Annotated in this window: 18 protein-coding genes; 12 read left to right on the top strand and 6 right to left on the bottom strand. The window is 65.2% G+C overall.

Features of this window, described 5'->3' with window-relative positions; translation table 11 throughout:
* The first annotated feature begins 2 nt into the window (after window positions 1-2).
* From cobN to cobJ, 5 genes are read left to right on the top strand one after another with little or no spacing between them, the layout of a single operon-like run.
* Window positions 3-3,245: a cobaltochelatase subunit CobN gene (cobN, locus tag ACSQ16_RS03205; protein ID WP_243261714.1), complete on the top strand. Its 3,243-nt coding sequence runs from the start codon at window positions 3-5 to the stop codon at window positions 3,243-3,245.
* Window positions 3,242-4,390, top strand: coding sequence for a precorrin-3B synthase (gene cobG, locus ACSQ16_RS03210; RefSeq protein WP_243261713.1), 1,149 nt, complete (start codon window positions 3,242-3,244; stop codon window positions 4,388-4,390). The genes cobN and cobG overlap by 4 nt, the downstream gene beginning before the upstream one ends.
* A complete protein-coding gene (locus tag ACSQ16_RS03215; RefSeq protein ID WP_243261712.1) occupies window positions 4,380-5,009 on the top strand; it encodes a precorrin-8X methylmutase in 630 nt (209 codons plus the stop codon). Before cobG ends, ACSQ16_RS03215 begins: the two co-directional genes overlap by 11 nt.
* Before the next feature lie 2 nt (window positions 5,010-5,011).
* A complete protein-coding gene (locus ACSQ16_RS03220; RefSeq protein ID WP_243263230.1) occupies window positions 5,012-5,743 on the top strand; it encodes a precorrin-2 C(20)-methyltransferase in 732 nt (243 codons plus the stop codon).
* Window positions 5,740-6,474, top strand: a complete 735-nt coding sequence (gene cobJ / locus ACSQ16_RS03225; RefSeq protein WP_243261711.1) for a precorrin-3B C(17)-methyltransferase — start codon at window positions 5,740-5,742, stop codon at window positions 6,472-6,474. The genes ACSQ16_RS03220 and cobJ overlap by 4 nt, the downstream gene beginning before the upstream one ends.
* Here cobJ and ACSQ16_RS03230 read toward each other — a convergent pair.
* Window positions 6,450-7,199, bottom strand: a complete 750-nt coding sequence (locus ACSQ16_RS03230; RefSeq protein ID WP_243263229.1) for a cobalt-precorrin-6A reductase — start codon at window positions 7,197-7,199, stop codon at window positions 6,450-6,452. The genes cobJ and ACSQ16_RS03230 overlap by 25 nt on opposite strands.
* Here ACSQ16_RS03230 and ACSQ16_RS03235 point away from each other — a divergent pair.
* From ACSQ16_RS03235 to cobF, 7 genes are read left to right on the top strand one after another with little or no spacing between them, the layout of a single operon-like run.
* Window positions 7,198-8,379 carry a bifunctional cobalt-precorrin-7 (C(5))-methyltransferase/cobalt-precorrin-6B (C(15))-methyltransferase gene (locus tag ACSQ16_RS03235; protein WP_243261710.1) on the top strand — a complete coding sequence of 394 codons (1,182 nt, stop codon included), beginning with the start codon at window positions 7,198-7,200 and terminating at the stop codon, window positions 8,377-8,379. The genes ACSQ16_RS03230 and ACSQ16_RS03235 overlap by 2 nt on opposite strands.
* Window positions 8,376-8,753 carry a cobalamin biosynthesis protein gene (locus tag ACSQ16_RS03240; protein ID WP_007118245.1) on the top strand — a complete coding sequence of 126 codons (378 nt, stop codon included), beginning with the start codon at window positions 8,376-8,378 and terminating at the stop codon, window positions 8,751-8,753. The genes ACSQ16_RS03235 and ACSQ16_RS03240 overlap by 4 nt, the downstream gene beginning before the upstream one ends.
* The gene (gene cobM, locus ACSQ16_RS03245) at window positions 8,750-9,535 is read left to right on the top strand and encodes a precorrin-4 C(11)-methyltransferase (RefSeq protein ID WP_243261709.1); all 786 of its coding nucleotides are present in this window, start codon (window positions 8,750-8,752) and stop codon (window positions 9,533-9,535) included. The genes ACSQ16_RS03240 and cobM overlap by 4 nt, the downstream gene beginning before the upstream one ends.
* Window positions 9,532-10,854 carry a cobyrinate a,c-diamide synthase gene (locus tag ACSQ16_RS03250; protein ID WP_243261708.1) on the top strand — a complete coding sequence of 441 codons (1,323 nt, stop codon included), beginning with the start codon at window positions 9,532-9,534 and terminating at the stop codon, window positions 10,852-10,854. Before cobM ends, ACSQ16_RS03250 begins: the two co-directional genes overlap by 4 nt.
* A complete protein-coding gene (cobA, locus tag ACSQ16_RS03255; RefSeq protein ID WP_243261707.1) occupies window positions 10,854-11,579 on the top strand; it encodes a uroporphyrinogen-III C-methyltransferase in 726 nt (241 codons plus the stop codon). The genes ACSQ16_RS03250 and cobA overlap by 1 nt, the downstream gene beginning before the upstream one ends.
* Window positions 11,576-11,878, top strand: coding sequence for a DUF1636 family protein (locus tag ACSQ16_RS03260; protein WP_243261706.1), 303 nt, complete (start codon window positions 11,576-11,578; stop codon window positions 11,876-11,878). Before cobA ends, ACSQ16_RS03260 begins: the two co-directional genes overlap by 4 nt.
* On the top strand, window positions 11,875-12,624 hold the full coding sequence (gene cobF / locus ACSQ16_RS03265) for a precorrin-6A synthase (deacetylating) (protein WP_243261705.1): 750 nt from the start codon (window positions 11,875-11,877) through the stop codon (window positions 12,622-12,624). The genes ACSQ16_RS03260 and cobF overlap by 4 nt, the downstream gene beginning before the upstream one ends.
* Before the next feature lie 3 nt (window positions 12,625-12,627).
* On the opposite strand, the gene arfB is transcribed toward cobF, so the two are convergent.
* The 5 genes from arfB to ACSQ16_RS03290 form a co-directional block, all read right to left on the bottom strand.
* Window positions 12,628-13,050 (bottom strand): alternative ribosome rescue aminoacyl-tRNA hydrolase ArfB, encoded by a 423-nt coding sequence (arfB, locus tag ACSQ16_RS03270; protein ID WP_243261704.1) that lies wholly within the window; start codon window positions 13,048-13,050, stop codon window positions 12,628-12,630.
* 329 nt (window positions 13,051-13,379) lie between these two features.
* On the bottom strand, window positions 13,380-14,000 hold the full coding sequence (locus tag ACSQ16_RS03275) for a queuosine precursor transporter (RefSeq protein ID WP_243261703.1): 621 nt from the start codon (window positions 13,998-14,000) through the stop codon (window positions 13,380-13,382).
* A gap of 64 nt (window positions 14,001-14,064) precedes the next feature.
* Window positions 14,065-14,979: an esterase-like activity of phytase family protein gene (locus tag ACSQ16_RS03280; protein WP_243261702.1), complete on the bottom strand. Its 915-nt coding sequence runs from the start codon at window positions 14,977-14,979 to the stop codon at window positions 14,065-14,067.
* Complete coding sequence (mepA, locus tag ACSQ16_RS03285) at window positions 14,952-15,896, bottom strand: penicillin-insensitive murein endopeptidase (protein WP_243261701.1); 945 nt, start codon at window positions 15,894-15,896, stop codon at window positions 14,952-14,954. The genes ACSQ16_RS03280 and mepA overlap by 28 nt, the downstream gene beginning before the upstream one ends.
* Complete coding sequence (locus ACSQ16_RS03290) at window positions 15,893-17,266, bottom strand: MFS transporter (protein WP_243261700.1); 1,374 nt, start codon at window positions 17,264-17,266, stop codon at window positions 15,893-15,895. Before ACSQ16_RS03290 ends, mepA begins: the two co-directional genes overlap by 4 nt.
* Window positions 17,267-17,298 lie beyond the last annotated feature (32 nt).

Here is a 17,298-nt window from a genome sequence, read left to right on the forward strand (position 1 = left end):
GCATGCATGTCGTCTTTCGCGAAAGCCACGGGTTGGAGGATACCGACACCCCCTATGATCCGGGTCAAACGCCCGCCGATCTGGTGGTGCTGTCGTTTTCCGACAGTGACCTCGGCGCTTTCGCGGCAGGCTGGCATCGCGGCGGCGGCAAGGAGGGCAAGCTGCCCTCTCTGCGGCTGTGCAACCTTGTGGCGCTGCGCCACCCTGCGTCGGTCGACAACTACATCGAACAGACGCTGACCGGGGCCAAGGGCATCTTGATCCGCCTGATCGGGGGCGAGAATTACTGGCCTTACGGCATCATGCAGGTCCAAGATTTTGCCCGCCGGAATGACATCGCGCTGGCCGTGCTGCCCGCCGATGGGCGTGAAGACCCGGGGCTGGATGCGCATTCGACGTTGCCTGTTTCCACCCTGCGCCGGCTTGCGCATCTATGTGACGCGGGCGGGCCGGTGGCGGCGCAGGCCGCACTGGCGCAAATGGCGCTGGCGGCGGGGTTCTATGCTGGGCCGGTGATGGGCACGAAAACGGTGCCCGATTGTGGTTATTACGACCCCGATCAAGGCGTCGTGCCTTTCGCCGATGCGGCAGGCGATACCGTCGCTGTCACCTTTTACCGCAGCTACCTGCTGGCCGCCGATACCGCGCCCGTCGACGCGCTGATCCGCGCGCTGCGTGCGGCAGGGCTGAACGCCATCGGGCTTTTCGTACCCTCCCTCAAATCCGATCCCGCGCGGCGCTTTCTGGACGATGCGCTCGCGGTGATGAACCCCGTTTCCATTGTCAACGCCACCGCCTTCTCGGGGCGCGGGGATGACGGCACCTCCCCGCTCGACGCGCCGGGCTGCCCGGTGTTTCAGGTGGCACTCTCCACCGCGCGGCGGCGTGATTGGGACGCGAGCGAGCGCGGCCTTTCGCCCGCCGATCTGGCCATGCATGTGGTGCTGCCCGAGGTGGATGGCCGCATTTTCACCGGCGTCGTCAGTTTCAAGAGCCCCGGAAAGCGCGATCCCGATCTGCAATATTCCCGCTTTGCCCACCGCGCCGAGGATGCCCGCATCGCCGCCGTCGTGGCGCGTGTGCTGGGTTGGCAACGGCTGGCCCAAACCCCTGCGGCCACGCGCAAGCTGGCGCTGGTGCTCTCGACCTATCCGGGGCGGGACGATCAACTGGCCCACGCGGTCGGGCTCGACGCGCTGGCCAGTGTCGAAGACATGCTGATGCGTCTGGCGGGCGAGGGCTATAGCGTCACGCCGCAGATCGGCTTTGGCCGCAGCCTCACCGAGCAGCGCATTTCTTGGCCGCTGGCTGACTACCATGCCGCTCTGGCCAGCCTGCCGCAGGCGCTGCGCGATGACCTCGCGCAGGCATGGGGGCAGGCCGAGGATGACCCGCTGGTTCAAGACGGTGCCTTCCACTTCGCCGCGCAAACCTGCGGCAATGCGCTGGTCGCGCTGCAACCCGAGCGCGGAGATCTGCAAGACCGCGAAGACAGCTATCACGACCTTTCCCGCACCCCGCGCCACTCCTATGTGGCCTTCTACCTCTGGCTGCGCGCACAGGGGCACCACGCGTTGGTGCATATCGGCGCGCATGGCACGCTGGAATGGCTGCCGGGCAAGGCTGTGGCCCTGTCAAACGATTGCTGGCCTGAGGTGCTGACCGGCGATCTGCCGGTGATCTACCCGTTTATCGTCAACGATCCGGGGGAGGCGGCACAGGCCAAGCGGCGTATCGGCGCGGTGACGCTCGGCCATCTTCCACCCCCGTTGAAAGACAGCGAAACGCCCGAGGGGCTGTTGCGGTTGGAACGGCTGCTGGATGAATATTCCACCGCCGATGGGCTTGACCCCGCGCGCCGCGACCGTCTGGTCGACACGATCCGCGCCGAGGCGCAGGCGGCGGGGGTCGAAGATGACCTTGGCCTTGACGCCGCCAGTTCCTCGGCCGAGGCGCTGACCCGGATCGACGCCTTCGTTTGCGACATCAAAGAAAGCCAATACGGCGATGGCCTGCATGTCTTCGGCGCGGGAGAGGGCGAATGGGATGGGCTGCTGACCGCGCTTGCCGGGCGGCGCGTCACCTCTGGCCCTTCCGGTTCGCCCTATCGCGGGCGGTCGGATGTGCTGCCCACGGGGCGCAACCTCTATGCCGTCGATCCGCGCGGCGTGCCCAGCCGGGCCGCCCACGCGCAGGGCGTTAAGCTGGCCGAGGAACTGCTGCGTCGGCATCTGCAAGACAACGGCGATTGGCCGCGGGGGCTGGTGATTGATCTTTGGGGGTCGGCCACCATGCGCACGGCAGGCGAAGAGGTCGCCATGGCGATGCATCTCGCGGGGCTTGCGCCGAAATGGGACGAAGGCAGCGAGCGGGTTTCGGGCTTTGAGGTGTTGCCGCTGACCCTGTTGGACCGTCCGCGCATCGATGTGACGTTGCGCATCTCGGGCTTGTTCCGCGATGTGTTTCCGGGGCTGGGACAGATCTTTGAAGCCGGCTCAGCCGCGCTGGCTGATCGTGAAGAAGCGCCCGATATGAACCCCTACCGCACCCGCACGCCGCGCGTTTTTGGCCCCAAGCCGGGCCTTTATGGGGTGAACATGGAAGTGGCGTTGCAAGACTATTCCGACGCAGGCCGCGCGGCAGCGGGGGAGGCGTGGCTGAGCGGCTCCGAATGGGCAATCAACGCCCAAGGCGAAGCGCATCAAGACCGCGCCGCGCTGGAGGCGCAGTTGCACCGCGCCGATGGCTTTGCCCATGTGCAAGATTTGGCCGAAAGCGATATTCTGCTCGCGTCGGATTACGCCAGTCACGAGGGCGGTTTTGCCGCCGCGATGGCGCATCTCGGCGCGCAGAAACCGGCGATGTACCATCTGGACCATACCCGCGCTGGCAGCCCCCGCGCGCGGTCCATGCCCGAGGAAATCGCCCGTGTTGTGCGCGCCCGCGCCGCCAATCCCGGCTGGGCCAGCGGCATGATGCGCCACGGTTTTCGCGGCGCGGCAGAGGTGGCGGCGACGCTCGACAACCTCGCCGCCTTTGCGCATCTGACCCGCGAAGTGCCTGCGCATCTCTTTGACCTTTATTTCGACGCCACGCTGGGCCGCGACGATCTAGTGGCCTTTATGGAGGTCGAGAACCCCGCCGCCTTGCAGGCCATGCGCGACCGTTTTGCGGCGCTTCGGGACGCAGGGCTCTGGGTGACCCGCCGCAATTCGATCTCGGCCACATTGGACGGGGTGGAGTGAGCACGGCTCCCGTCATCAAGGGCTGGTGCCCCGGCGCGCTGCGGCCAATGCTGTCGGGCGATGGGCTGGTGGTCCGCCTCCGGGTGCCGCAGGGGCGGTTGACCCCGGCTCAAGCGCGGGGCGTGGCAGAGCTGTCGCTGCGCTATGGCAACGGGATGCTTGACCTGTCGAACCGGGGCAATCTACAACTGCGCGGGATTGATCCCGCACGGCATGAGGGGCTGATTGACGCGCTTCGTGCGCTGGCGCTGATCGACGCCGATGAGCACACCGAGCGGCGGCGCAACCTCATGGTGACGCCCTTCTGGCAAGCGGCTGATGATACGGATCATCTGACACAGCAGTTGACCGCCGCCGCGCAGAGCCACGCGCTGCCCGATGTCTCCAGCAAATTCGGCTATGCGGTCGATGCCGGGGCGCAGCCGGTGTTGCAGGCAGACCCCGCCGACATTCGCTTTGAGCGCTCGGCGGATGGGCAGCTTTTGCTTTGCGCCGAGGGGGCAGCATTGGGCAAACCGGTTTACCGCGATACCGCCGTGGCCGAGGCCATCGCTTTGGCCGCATGGGTTCGCGCGCAGGGTGCCACCCGCGCCGCACACACTTTGGAGGCGGGGGCGACCCTGCCGGCGGGTTTCGACCATCCCCGGCAAAGCGGGCTCAGCACTCCGACGCTCGGCCTCTATCCAGCAGGCGCGCTCGTCGCCTGCGCCTTTGGTCAGATGGACGCGGAAACGCTCACCGCCCTTGCCGACCTCGGCCCTTTGCGTCTGACTCCGTGGCGGATGGTGCTGATCGAAGGTGCCACCGAACTCCCCGACTTGCCCAGCCTCATCACCGATGCCGCCGACCCGCTCTTGCGCGTCGTCTCCTGTATCGGCGCACCCGGCTGCGCACAGGGCCGGGGTGAGACGCGCGGGCTGGCGCGGCACCTTGCTGCCGTGGTGCCAAAGGGGCAACGCCTGCATGTCTCCGGCTGCGCCAAGGGCTGCGCCGCGCCGCGCGCCACGGACCTCACCCTGACCGCCACCGCGCCGGACCAATATGACCTTATCCGCAACGGCCGCGCCGATGCGGCCCCTGATCTGCGCGGGCTACCCCCCGCCGCCATCGCCTCTCACTTTAGAAAGTCCGCCGATGCCCCATAGCTATATCACCGAAGGTGCCGAGATTTACCGCCAGTCCTTTGCCACCATCCGCGCCGAGGCGGCGCTGGCGCGCTTCACCCCCGAAGAGGAGATCGTCGCCGTGCGCATGATCCACGCCGCCGGCATGGTCGGGCTGGAGGAACACATCCGTTTTTCCGAAGGCATGGCCGTGGCCGCGCGGGCGGCGCTGGAAGACGGCGCGCCGATCCTGTGCGACGCCTATATGGTCAGCGAAGGCATCACCCGCAAACGCCTGCCACGCGAGAATGAGGTGATCTGCACCCTGCGCGACCCCTCGGTGCCGGATTTGGCTGCGAAGATGAGCAACACCCGCTCCGCCGCCGCGCTGGAACTGTGGCGGCCGCATCTGCAAGGCGCAGTAGTTGCCATCGGCAACGCGCCGACGGCGCTGTTTCACCTGCTCAACATGCTCGAAGACTCCGATTGCCCGCGCCCGGCGGCGATCATCGGCTGCCCGGTGGGCTTTATCGGTGCGGCGGAATCAAAAGAGGCGTTGATGCAGGATTTGCCAGTGCCTTCGATGATCGTGCATGGGCGTTTGGGCGGCTCGGCGATCACCGTGGCGGCGGTGAACGCGCTGGCAAGCAGGGTGGAATGAAGATGGGCAAGGTTATCTGCGCGGGTCTCGGCCCCGGCGACCCGGAACTGATGAGCGTGAAATCCGACCGTGCCATTCGCGGCGCGCGGCATCTGGCGTATTTCCGTAAGAAAGGCCGTGCGGGGCAGGCGCGCCGCATCGTTGAGGGGATGCTGCGCGACGATGTCGTGGAATATGCGATGGAATATCCCGTCACCACCGAGTTGCGCTTCGATTCGCCCGAGTATCGCGCCCAGATGGTTGCCTTTTACGAGGAATGGGCCGACCGGCTCGAAGCACTAGCACAGGATCACGAAGTGGTCGTGCTGTGTGAGGGTGACCCCTTCTTCTACGGCTCCTTCATGCATCTGCACACGCGGCTTCAGGGCCGCGCCGAGGTTGAGGTGCTGCCCGCGATCCCCGGCATGGTGGGCTGCTGGAACGCCCTGGATACCCCCTTCACTTGGGGCGATGACGTGATGACCGTGCTGATGGGCACTTTGCCTGAGGCCGAATTGACTGAGCATATGAAACGCGCCGATGCGCTGGTGGTGATGAAGACGGGCCGCAACCTGCCCACCGTGCGCCGTGCGCTGGCGGCGGCGGGCAAACTGGAGGACGCTTGGCTGGTCGAGCGGGGCACCATGCCGGATCAGCGGGTGGCGCGGCTCTCTGACGTGGCGGATGACGACTGCCCCTATTTCGCGATCGTCTTGGTCCATGGCCAAGGCCGCAGGCCGGAGGCGGAGGCATGAGCGGCATTCTTCATATCGCGGGCCTCGGCCCCGGTGACGACGCGCTGGTCACGCCCGAGGTGACCGAGGCGCTGGCGCAGGCCACCGATGTCATCGGCTATATTCCCTACGTCGCCCGCGTCGCCCCGCGCGACGGGCTGACCCTGCACCCCAGCGACAACCGGGTGGAGCTGGACCGCGCGACCCATGCGCTGCAACTGGCGCAAGCCGGCGCGCGGGTGGTGGTGGTGTCTTCGGGTGATCCGGGCGTTTTCGCCATGGCCTCAGCCGTGTTTGAGGCGGTGGAGCGTGACCCGGCGTTTGAGAGTGTCGACATTCGCGTCCTGCCCGGCATTACAGCGATGCTGGCAGCAGCGGCGCGGCTCGGTGCGCCCTTAGGCCATGATTTCTGTGCGATAAACCTCAGCGATAATCTCAAGCCGTGGACGATGGTGGAGCACCGTCTGCGGATGGCCGCGCGAGCGGATTTCGCCATGGCCTTCTACAACCCGCGCAGCAAGTCGCGCCCGCATCAATTCGCCGAAGCGCTGGAGATTCTGCGCGCCGAATGCGGGCCGGATCGGCTGATCACCTTCGCCCGCGCCGTGACCACACCCGAAGAGGCGTTCAATACCGTCACGCTGGGCGAAGCGACTCCTGAAATGGCAGATATGCGCACCGTTGTAATCGTCGGCAATTCAGCGACGCGCCGGGTCGGACGCTATGTCTATACGCCCCGCAGCGCGGTATGATGTAGCCAATGCATCACCTCGGTCACATCATTGGCGGCCAGCTCGCCCGGCAGTTTCGGCCGCTCGGCCAAGATCACCGGCAGGCCAAGGCTGCGGGCGGCATCCAGCTTGGCCCGCGCGCCGGAGCCGCCGGCGTTCTTGGCGACGACATGGGTGATCGCATGGGTCTGCATCAGCGCCGTATCCCCCGCCACATCGAAGGGCCCGCGCGCCAGCACGACCGTCGCCCGTGGCAGCGGCAGCGGGTCGCGTGGCGGATCGACGAGGCGCAGCAGGTAGCGATGCTGCGGTTTCGCGGCGAAAAGCGCCAGGTGCTGTTTGCCGATGGCCAGAAACACCCGCGCCGGGCTGTCGGGCAGGGCGGCGGGCAGCGCGGCGAGGTCAGGCACGAAGGTCCAGTTGTCCCCCTCCTGCGGCTCCCACGCGGGTCGCTCGAACCGCACCAGCGGCAGGTCTTGTCGGGCGCAGGCGACGAAGGCATTGTTGCTCATCCCCGCGGCGAAAGGATGGGTGGCGTCGACGACATGGGTGATCGCCTCGGCCTTGAGGTAGGTCACCAGCCCGGCCACGCCGCCAAAACCGCCCACGCGGGTGGGCAGGGGCTGGGCCACGGGGCTGTCGGTGCGCCCGGCATAGGAGAACACGGCGTCGATCTCGGCTTTGACCAAGGCGCGCGCAAGGGCGCTGGCTTCGGTGGTGCCACCCAAAAGAAGGACGCGCATGATGGGTGATCCTTGGCTCAGCATCATCGGAATGCCCGACGATAGCGCGGATGCATTGTCCCCGGCAAGTCGCGCGGCACTGGCAGAGGCCGAGGTGATCTTTGGCGGGCCGCGTCATCTGGAGCGGGCAGGCGCAGGCGCGCGCGGGCGGGCTTGGCCGGTGCCTTTCTCGGTCGAGCCGGTGCTGGCCGAGCGGGGCCGGCGCGTTGCGATGTTGGTCTCAGGCGATCCCTTTTGGTTTGGCGCGGGCGGCAGCATCGTCGGTGCGCTGGACCCCAGCGAATGGCGCAGCCTGCCCGCGCCCTCGACATTCTCGCTGGTGGCCAATGCGCTTGGCTGGCGGCTGGAGGAGGTCACTTGCCACGGTCTGCACGCGGCACCGCTGGCGCAATTGCGCGGTGTGTTGCGTCCCAAGGGGCGGATGATCTGCTTGCTGCGCGATGGCGATGCGCCTGCGGCATTGGCACGCTTCTTCTGCGAACAGGGCGCAGGTGCGGCGAGATTGCATGTGGCCGAACGGCTCGGCGGCCCAGATGCCCGGCTGCGGGCGGTGCAGGCCGATGGGTTTGATCTGACGGATGTGCAAGCCCCCGTGGGCGTTGGCGTAGACCTACCCGAAGGCATCGGCCTGCCGCGCACCCCCGGTCTGCCGGATGACAGCTTTGTCAGCGATGGCCAAATCACCAAAGCGCCGGTGCGGGCACTGACGCTGTCGGCGCTCGCCCCCCGGCAAGGCGACTTGCTGTGGGACATCGGCGCAGGCAGCGGCTCGGTCTCGGTTGAGTTCTGCCTCGCCGGTGGCCACGCCATCGCCTTTGAGCAGCACGCGGCGCGGGTGGAGAATATCACCCGCAACATCGCAGATTTTGGCCTGAACGCCCGGATGCAGGCCGCCCATGGCCGCGCACCGGAAGTCTGGGCGGGGCATCCCTTGCCTGATGTCGTCTTCGTCGGCGGTGGCGGGAACGCGGCGCTTTACGATGCCCTCCTACCTGCGCTACCAGCGGGCACGCGGCTGGTCGCTAATGGGGTGACACTCGAAACCGAAGCGCTTTTGGCGCAGCTTCACGCGGCGCATGGGGGCAGTCTTTTGCGGATCGAACTGGCGCAGGCCGCCCCGCTTGGCACAATGCGCGGCTGGCAGCCGCTGCGGCCCGTGGTACAATGGAGCGTAACACTATGAGGATGGCCGGGATCGGATTTCGGGGCGCGGCAAGCGTGGCGTCTCTGCGCGATGCGCTGGCACGGGCCAACCCCGACGGCCTTAAGATTGACGCGCTGGTGACCGAAGCCGCCAAGGCCCGTGCGACCGTGTTTCGCGACTTTGCGCAAGAGTTGGGTGTGCCGGGGCTGGGTATCACCACCGAGGATTTGGCCCGCATGATCACACCCACCCAATCAGCGCGGATCGAAGACCGCTTTGGCACCGGGTCGCTTTCCGAAGCCGCCGCACTGGCCGCTGCCGGGCCGGGGGCCGTATTAGTTGCCGAGCGCGTCGTTTCGGGCGATGCCATGGCAACTGCGGCGATTGCCGAGACGAAAGGAAAAACACCGTGACTGTACATTTTATCGGAGCGGGCCCGGGGGCGGCGGATCTCATTACCCTGCGCGGGCGCGACCTGATCGCGGCCTGCCCGGTCTGCCTCTATGCCGGATCGCTGGTGCCCGAAGCGCTGCTGAGCCACTGCCCCGAAGGCGCGCGGATCGTCAACACCGCGCGGCTGTCGCTGGACGACATCATGGAAGAGATCGCCGCCGCCGATGCCGCAGGACATGATGTGGCGCGATTGCATTCCGGTGATCTGTCGGTCTGGTCGGCGATGGGCGAACAGCTGCGCCGCTTGCGCGAGATGGGCATCCCTTATGACGTAACGCCGGGGGTGCCGTCCTTTGCCGCTGCCGCTGCCGAGCTCGGCGCCGAACTGACCCTGCCGGGCGTGGCGCAATCGGTCATCCTCACCCGCACCTCGGGACGCGCCACCGCGATGCCCGAAGGCGAAACGCTCGCCAATTTTGCCCGCACCGGGGCGACGTTGGCCATCCATCTGTCGGTCCATGTGCTCGATAAGGTCGTCGAAGACCTGACCCCGCATTACGGGGCCGACTGCCCGGTCGCCGTGGTCTGGCGCGCAAGCTGGCCCGATCAACGCATCGTCAAGGCGACGCTTGCGACCCTGCGCACCGAAGTTGGCGAAGAGATGGCCCGCACCGCGTTGATCCTCGTGGGCCATGCCCTTGGCGCTGAGGATTTCGGCGAAAGCCGTCTTTATGCTGCCGACTATGACCGCCGCTTCCGCCCCGTCGGGGCCGATCCGCGTTTCCCGGAGACCTCTTCATGATCCCCCCCGGCCTACTGATTTCCGCCCCCGCTTCCGGCACGGGCAAGACGACCTTGATGCTCGGCCTGCTGGCCGCGCTGCGTGCCGAAGGTGTCGCGGTGCAGCCGTTCAAAAGCGGCCCCGATTACATCGATCCGGCCTTTCACACGGCGGCCTCGGGGCGGGCGTCTTTCAACCTCGACAGTTGGTCGATGGACCGCGCGCGGATTGAAGGGCTGGTCGGCAATGCCGATGGCGCTGAATTGATCCTCGGCGAAGGGTCGATGGGGCTCTTTGACGGTGTGGCCAAACCGGGTGCCTGTGGCAATGGGGCGAGCGCGGATGTCGCGGCGCTGATGGGCTGGCCGGTGGTGCTGGTGCTCGACGTGTCGGGTGCGGCGCAGTCGGTCGCGGCCACGGCGCTTGGCTTTCGCGAGATGCGGCCCGATGTGGAACTGGCGGGCGTGGTGTTGAACCGGGTCGCCTCCCCCCGGCATGAGACCTTGGTCCGCGCTGGCATGGAGGCTGTCGGTATCAAAGTTTTCGGCGCGCTGCCGCGCCGGGTTGAGATCGAAATGCCAGAGCGGCACCTCGGGCTGGTGCAGGCCGGAGAGCAGGAAAACCTGCCCGATCTGCTGGGACAGGCAGCGGCTTTCGTGGCCGCGCATGTCGATATCCCGGCGTTTCGGGCCGCCGCGCGGGGTACCTTGCAGAACCCGCCCGCGCCCGCAAAGATCACCCCGCCCGGACAGCGCATTGCGCTGGCGCAGGACAACGCCTTTGCCTTTGTCTATCCACATCTTTTGGCCGGCTGGCGCGCGGCTGGGGCGGAGATTCTGCCCTTTTCTCCGCTGGCGGATCAGGCACCGGACGACAGCGCCGACTGCTGCTGGCTGCCCGGCGGCTATCCTGAACTCCACGCCGGCAAACTCGCCGCCGCTGCGCATTTCCGCAAAGGGCTGCGCGACTTCGCCGAGACGCGCCCCGTGCATGGCGAATGCGGGGGCTATATGGCGATGGGCGCAGGCATCATCGACAAAGAAGGCACGCGGCACGAAATGGCGGGGCTTCTGGGGCTGGAGACGTCCTTCGCCAAGCGCAAGATGCATCTGGGTTACCGTCAGGCCGACCTCAACGCGCCGATCCCCGGCCATTCGACGCGGGCCGAATTGCGGGGGCATGAGTTCCACTATGCCACGATCCTTGCAGAGCCGGACGCCCCGCTGGCTCGGATCACCGACGCCAATGATCTTGAGGTGCCTGAAACCGGCTCGGTACGCGAGTTCGCGGGCGGCGGACGCGCCACGGGGACGTTCTTTCACATGATTGCGGCGCTGTGATGGGGGGCTTCGTTTCCTTCGTCTCTTCCGGTCCCGGTGATCCGGACCTGCTGACCGTCAAGGCCGTGGCGCGGTTGCAAGCGGCTGATGTGGTGCTGTTTGACGACCTCAGCGCTGGCCCGATTCTAGAGCATGCGCGGCCCGATGCGGACCTAATCGGCGTGGGCAAACGGGCAGGGCGTGCGTCGCCAAAGCAAGACCATGTGAGCCGGGTCTTGGTCGATCATGCTCAGGCCGGGCTGAATGTTGTTCGGTTGAAATCGGGTGACAGCGGCATGTTCGGGCGGCTGGAGGAAGAGATCATCGCGCTGCGGGCAGCGGATATCCCTTTCGAGATCGTGCCGGGCGTGACCGCCGCCTCTGCCGCCGCCGCCACCGCAGGCATCCCGCTGACACGCCGCATGACCGCGCGGCGCGTGCAGTTCATCACCGGGGCGGATGTGACCGGAGAGTTGCCGCATGACGTGAACATGGCCGCTTTGGCCGATCCGATGGCGACCACCGTGGTCTATATGGGCAAACGCACCTTTGCTGGCCTCGCCGCGCGATTGATCGAACACGGGTTGCCCGGCACCACGCCCGCGCTGCTGGCGGAGGCTGTTTCGACTCCGGCAGAAAAGGTGCAGCGGTTCACCATTGAGACATTGGCGCGCCATTTGGAGACTGCCAGCAGCACCACGCCCGCGCTGATCTTTTACGGGCCTTTGGCCGAGTTCGAGGCGTGAAAGTCTTCGTTTGCACCTCTTGCACCGACGATGGCGGCTTTCTGGACGTGGTCCGCGCCGGATTGTCTGACGTGGCGGTCGAGGGCATCGACTGTATGTCAGGCTGCACAGGGGCGCAGACGGTTGCCTTTCGCGCGTCGGGCAAGGTGGCCTATCTGTTTGGCGAGATCACCGAAGCGGACATGGATGACCTGCGCCGTTTCGTAGCGCTCTATGCCGCCTCTGCCGATGGCACATTCCCCGACGCGCGGGTGCTCGGCGGGCTGCGTTTGAAGGCAATCGCGAGGATACCGGGATGACTGATCTGGAACTGACATTGATCGGCATCGGCACCGGCAACCCTGAGCATCTGACGCTACAGGCGATCCGGGCGATGAACGCGCAAGACCTGATCCTGATCCCGCAGAAGGGCGCGGGCAAGGATGATCTGGCGGGTGTTAGACGCAGTATCTGCGACGAGGTGCTGACCAATGAAGCAGTGCAGATCGTCGGCTTCGATCTGCCCGTGCGCGACCCGGCGATTGAGGATTACCGCGCCCGCGTCGACCACTGGCATGATGCGATTGCCGAGGCGTGGCGCGGGGCGATGGCCCAGCATCCAACGGCGCGGCGCGTGGCGCTGCTGGTTTGGGGGGATCCGTCGCTCTATGACAGCACCCTGCGGATTGCCGCGCGGCTAGAGCCTGCACCCCGTATGACGGTGATCCCCGGCATCACCTCGCTGCAAGGGCTGACAGCGTCGCATGCGATCCCGCTGAATGAAATCGGTGCTCCCTTCTTGGTGACCACCGGGCGGCAGTTGCGCGATCACGGCTGGCCCGAGGGGGTCGATACGTTGGTGATCATGCTTGATGGGGATTGCGCTTTTCAGACGCTGGACCCTGCGGGCGTGTCGATCTGGTGGGGCGCCTATGTCGGCATGGCCGAAGAGATCATCCGTCATGGCCCGCTGGCTGACGTCACCGAAGACATTATCGCCACACGCGCAGCGGCGCGGGCGGCGCATGGCTGGATCATGGACATCTATCTGCTGCGCCGGAATTAAGGCTCAGGTATTCGGATCAACCTTGCCGCGCATCGCCTTGACCTCGCCGCGTACCTTCTTGGCCTTAAGACGGCGTTTCTTCGATCCCAGCGTCGGGCGGGTCGCGATGCGGCGTTTTGGCGGGGTCAGGGCGGTGCGGATCAGCTCGGCCAGCCGCTCGCGCACCAAGTCGCGGTTGCGCGCCTGACTGCGGGTTTCGTCACATTGCAACACCAGCGCCCCTTCGGTGGTCCAGCGCCGCCCGGCCAAACGGCGCAAACGGTTCTTGACCGGCTGCGGCAGGGAGGGCGAGGTCGCCGCCTCGAACCGCAATTCCACTGCCGAGGAAACTTTGTTCACATTCTGCCCGCCGGGGCCGGAGGCGCGCATGAAGCTTTCGGTCAGCTCCCAATCTTGAATAGCGATGTCATCGTTGATGTGCAGCATGAACTCTCCTTGCCCCACAACATGCCAGCCCGCGCGGTGAGGGTGAAGGGGGAATGCGAAATGGGCCGCCCCTTGCGGAACGGCCCAATCGAATGGTTTCAGGAGGGGGATCGGTTAGACCGATGTCCACCAGGTGGTTGCACTGCCAGGGGCTGCCCTAGCAGGAAACCCCGCTGGCTGTTCCGACACCTCGCTCCAATACCTTTCTTGACACTGGATCACCTCCTTTACATTTGTTGAACTCACCCTGAGCGTTGCACAGGTTTTGAAATTCGCAAAGCGTTTTCTTGAAGGTGCGACGGCAAGGTGGTGGCCCCTTGCCGCCGGTCTTATGCGCGGGCTGTCAGCCGTGCTGTCAGCAGCCGGAAGGGGATCAGCGCAATCAGCGCGATGGCCAGTTTGACCGACCAATCCGCCACGGCGAGCGAGATCCAAAGCGGCGCAACGGGGCCCGCGCCCAACAGCGGCAAAGCCTCGGTCGCCCATGCCACATCGGTGGCGGGGTGGATGAACGACAGGCTGGCCGAAAAGGCGATGGAGAAGAACAGCGCGGTATCGATCGCGCTGCTGATCAGCGTGCTGACCAAGGGCGCGCGCCACCACGCGCCATCGCGGAAGCGGTTGAAGATAGTCACGTCAAGCAGTTGCGCGACGAGGAAGGCCGTGCCTGAGGCGACGGCGATGCGGATGGTCACCAGTAGGCCGAATTCGCCCATGATCTGGGTGCCGATCAGCGAGCAGATCAAGCCGACGACAAAGCCCACCAGCACAACCCGGCGGGCGGCGGAGGCCCCGTAAAGGCGGTTCATCACATCGGTGACGAGGAAAGCCAGCGGATAGGTGAAAGCGCCCCAGGTCAGCCATTGGCCAAAGAGGAACTGAACAAGGATATTCGAGGCCACGACGATGGCGGCCATGGCAAGAATGCCGGGGAGATAGGTGCGTGTCATATGTGAACCGTTTTGTGCAAGGGTGCGGCGACTTGGCCTGCGGGGATCGCAGACGGAACGGTCTTTAGTCTTCGGAACCCGGTTTGGCAAGGATCAGCTCAACGACCTCATTGCGCTGCACCGGGAAAAAATTATCGTCCGACAGCAAGGTAAGCCGCGTTTGCCCTCCCGGGTCTTGCCAAGTGCTGAGCGCTTCGAGGTTGTCATATTGACCGGGACCCGAGGTCAGCAGGGTGGTTTCGCCAAGGTTTGGTGCGGTGAGGTCGAAACTGCGAATGCGGCTGCGGAACCCCAGCGGCGTCACCGTGCGCTCCAAAAGGTATAGCGTGCCATCTTCGGCAAAGTCCGCATCCACAGGCAGAAAAGGGCCTCGGCGCGGGATCTCTCCGACAATCGACCATATCTTGCCGTCAAAGGCATAAAGCGGAAAGGGGCGGTCTTCGGCTCCGGAGCGTTCGGGCATGGTAAAGAGCCGCCCGTCAGGGTGGGCGGCCAGCGTCTCCATCCCCGCGTTCGGTTCGAACCGAGCGAAATCTTTGTGTTTGGGCAACGGCATGGTGACCCCGCTTTCAGGGTCGAGCCGGGCCACGTGATGGCTGTGTTCGAATGCCACATAAAGCTGCCCAGTGTCATCCTGCGCCAGCGCTTCAGCATCACGCATTTTATCACGCAAGGCGTTGCCTTTTGGCCCCTTGAGGGGTGCGTGTTTGTCAAGTTCGACAGCGACCAAACGGCCATCCTTGCGCAGCATGCGGGCCTGCACGACGCGCCCACGGTCAGAGACGGCGGTAAGCCGCGTGCCATCCGCGTTTACCTCAACACCCGAAAAACCGCCAAACCACGGGGCCGGGTGGGCCCATGTCAGCACGCTGTCCACCTGCACCACCGGCTGTGTCTGCGCGGCGGGGGCCGCGCAGGACATCAGCAAACAAAGCGGTAGGAAGGCGCGGATCAGTTTGCGTTCAAGACGGCGTTGCATTGCGCAGGCAGGTCCGCAAGCAGCAGTTCGCGCTTGGGCTTGGGGGTGGTCTTGGGCGTATTCGGATCGGGCTTTGGCGGGTTCAGGATGTTCGCCTGCCATTGCCGCGCATCGGCGCAGCCGTCACCGGGTGGGGGTGGCACCTGATCCACGCAGCCGCGCGCGCCTTTGGGGCAAGCGATGCGGATGTGGAAATGGTAGTGGTGCCCATACCAAGGACGGATCTTGCGCAGATAACTGCGGTCACCTTTCTCATCCGCGCACATTTGAACCTTGGCACCGGGGAAAACAAAGATGCGCGCGGTGCGGGGGTCTTGGGCCGCGGCCTTGATGACTTCGTGATGCGCAGGGGTCCAAGAGGAATTCACATAGGCCCCGCTGGAACGACGCATGGAGATCGACGAGATATTCTCACGTTGCGCCCGGCTGAGGTTCAGCGACTTTGGCGGCAGCATCCAGATATCAGCATCCAGCCCCATTTGGTGGCTGGCGTGGCCTGTCAACATAGGCCCCCCGCGCGGTTGGCTCATATCGCCGACATAGACGCCTTCCCAACCCGGTTGTTGTGCGGCTTTGCGGCTGAGCTTTTTGACCATATCGATCATCTCAGGATGTGCCCAGTTGCGGTTGCGCGATAGGCGCATGGCCTGCCATGTCGGCCCCGTTTCTGCCAGTTGTTCCGCCCCGGCAAGGCAGCCCTTGGAATAGCTGCCATAGGCGGCAGGCGATTGAGCGGAGGCGAAATTCTTGGCCCCGAACAGGCGCTTGGCCTCCACGTTGCTCAGCGCGCCGCCCGATGACCCGATGGTGGGCAGGGCGACTTTTTCGCCGCTGATATCGGTTTCGGTCCGGTCGCCCCCGCAAGAGGCGAGCGCAAAGGCCAGTGCCACGGAGGTCAGGGTGCGAAGCAGCGTCATGTGGCGAAATCTCCCTTGGGTTTGACCCAGGCTAACAGGATCAATCCAATGATGAAAAGCCCTACGACAGGGGTGATGCCAAGCCGTTGGCTGCCGGTGAGGTCACTTGTCAGTCCGATCAGCGCCGGGGCGAGGAAGGATGTGGCCTTGCCCGACAGCGCATAGAGGCCGAAAGCCTCGGTCATCCGCTCGGGGTTTCCTTGCCGTGTCAGCATGTTACGCGAAGACGCCTGCAGCGCACCGCCCGCCGCCCCGATGGAGGCACCAGCGACATAGAACAGGATATCGGGCAGGGCAGACCCCTCTGGCAAAGAAACGCCCATGACAGAATTCGGTCCCAGAGAGATGATCAGGCAGGCGGTGGCGATGAGGATGACGCAGCAGGCTACGATCACCGGCATCGGGCCGATGCGCCGGTCGATCCGCCCGCCCAGCACGCAGAACACCGCGCCGGAAATGGCGGCAAGGATGCCGAAGATGCCAATCTCTTGGATCGACCAATCCAGCACGCCAAGCGCATAGACCCCGCCGAAGGTGTACATCCCGTTCAGCGCATCGCGGTAGAACATGGAGGAGCCAAGATAGGCCAGCAATGAGGGATGCTTTGGCAGACCGCGCAGGGTGCGCAGCAGATCCGACAGACCCGCGCCCACACGATAGCGTACAGCACCAGGCTTCGGTGTGTCGCGTATGTAAAGAAAGAAGGGGATCATAAAAACAGCATACCAGATCGCCGCCATCGGGCCGACGATGCGTGTATCAGCCTTGGTTGATTGGTCCAATCCGAACAGCGGCGTAAGCCCTGCCATGGTGCGACCATTCGCGCCGCTTTGAAACAGGGCAATCATCGCAATCAGCGCCAGTACCCCACCTGCATATCCAAAGGCCCAGCCATCGCCCGAAATACGCCCCCGCTCATCCGCGTCGGGGTGCAACTCGGGCAGATAGGCGTTGGTAAAGATCGTGGCAAACTCCATCCCGATCAGGCCGATGCCAAAGAAAAACAGCGCCCAAAGCATTGAGAAATCTGCCGGGGCAGTCCACCACAGCGCACCTGCGCCCACCACATACATGACCGAGAAAAGCCAGATCCAAGGCATCCGCCGCCCGGAGGAATCCGCGACAGCCCCCAACACCGGGGCCAAAATCGCAATCGCAATGCCCGCAAGCGCCAGACCATAACCCCAATAAGCCTGCGCCTGCGCTTTGGCGGCGCTGAGGCCCATCCCACCTTCGACCAGCGCATTGGTTGCGGTCTGGGCGAAATAGGGGCCAAAGATGAAGGTAAGCAACAGGGTGTTATAGGGCTGGCTGGCCCAGTCGAAAAAGTACCATCCCCAGATGCGCTTGCGCCGCGTGATCTCTGCCATGATGCGCCCCTTCGCGGCCTGCCTCGGTTTGA

This window comes from Sulfitobacter sp. SH24, from assembly GCF_965641895.1.
GTDB lineage: Bacteria > Pseudomonadota > Alphaproteobacteria > Rhodobacterales > Rhodobacteraceae > Sulfitobacter > Sulfitobacter dubius.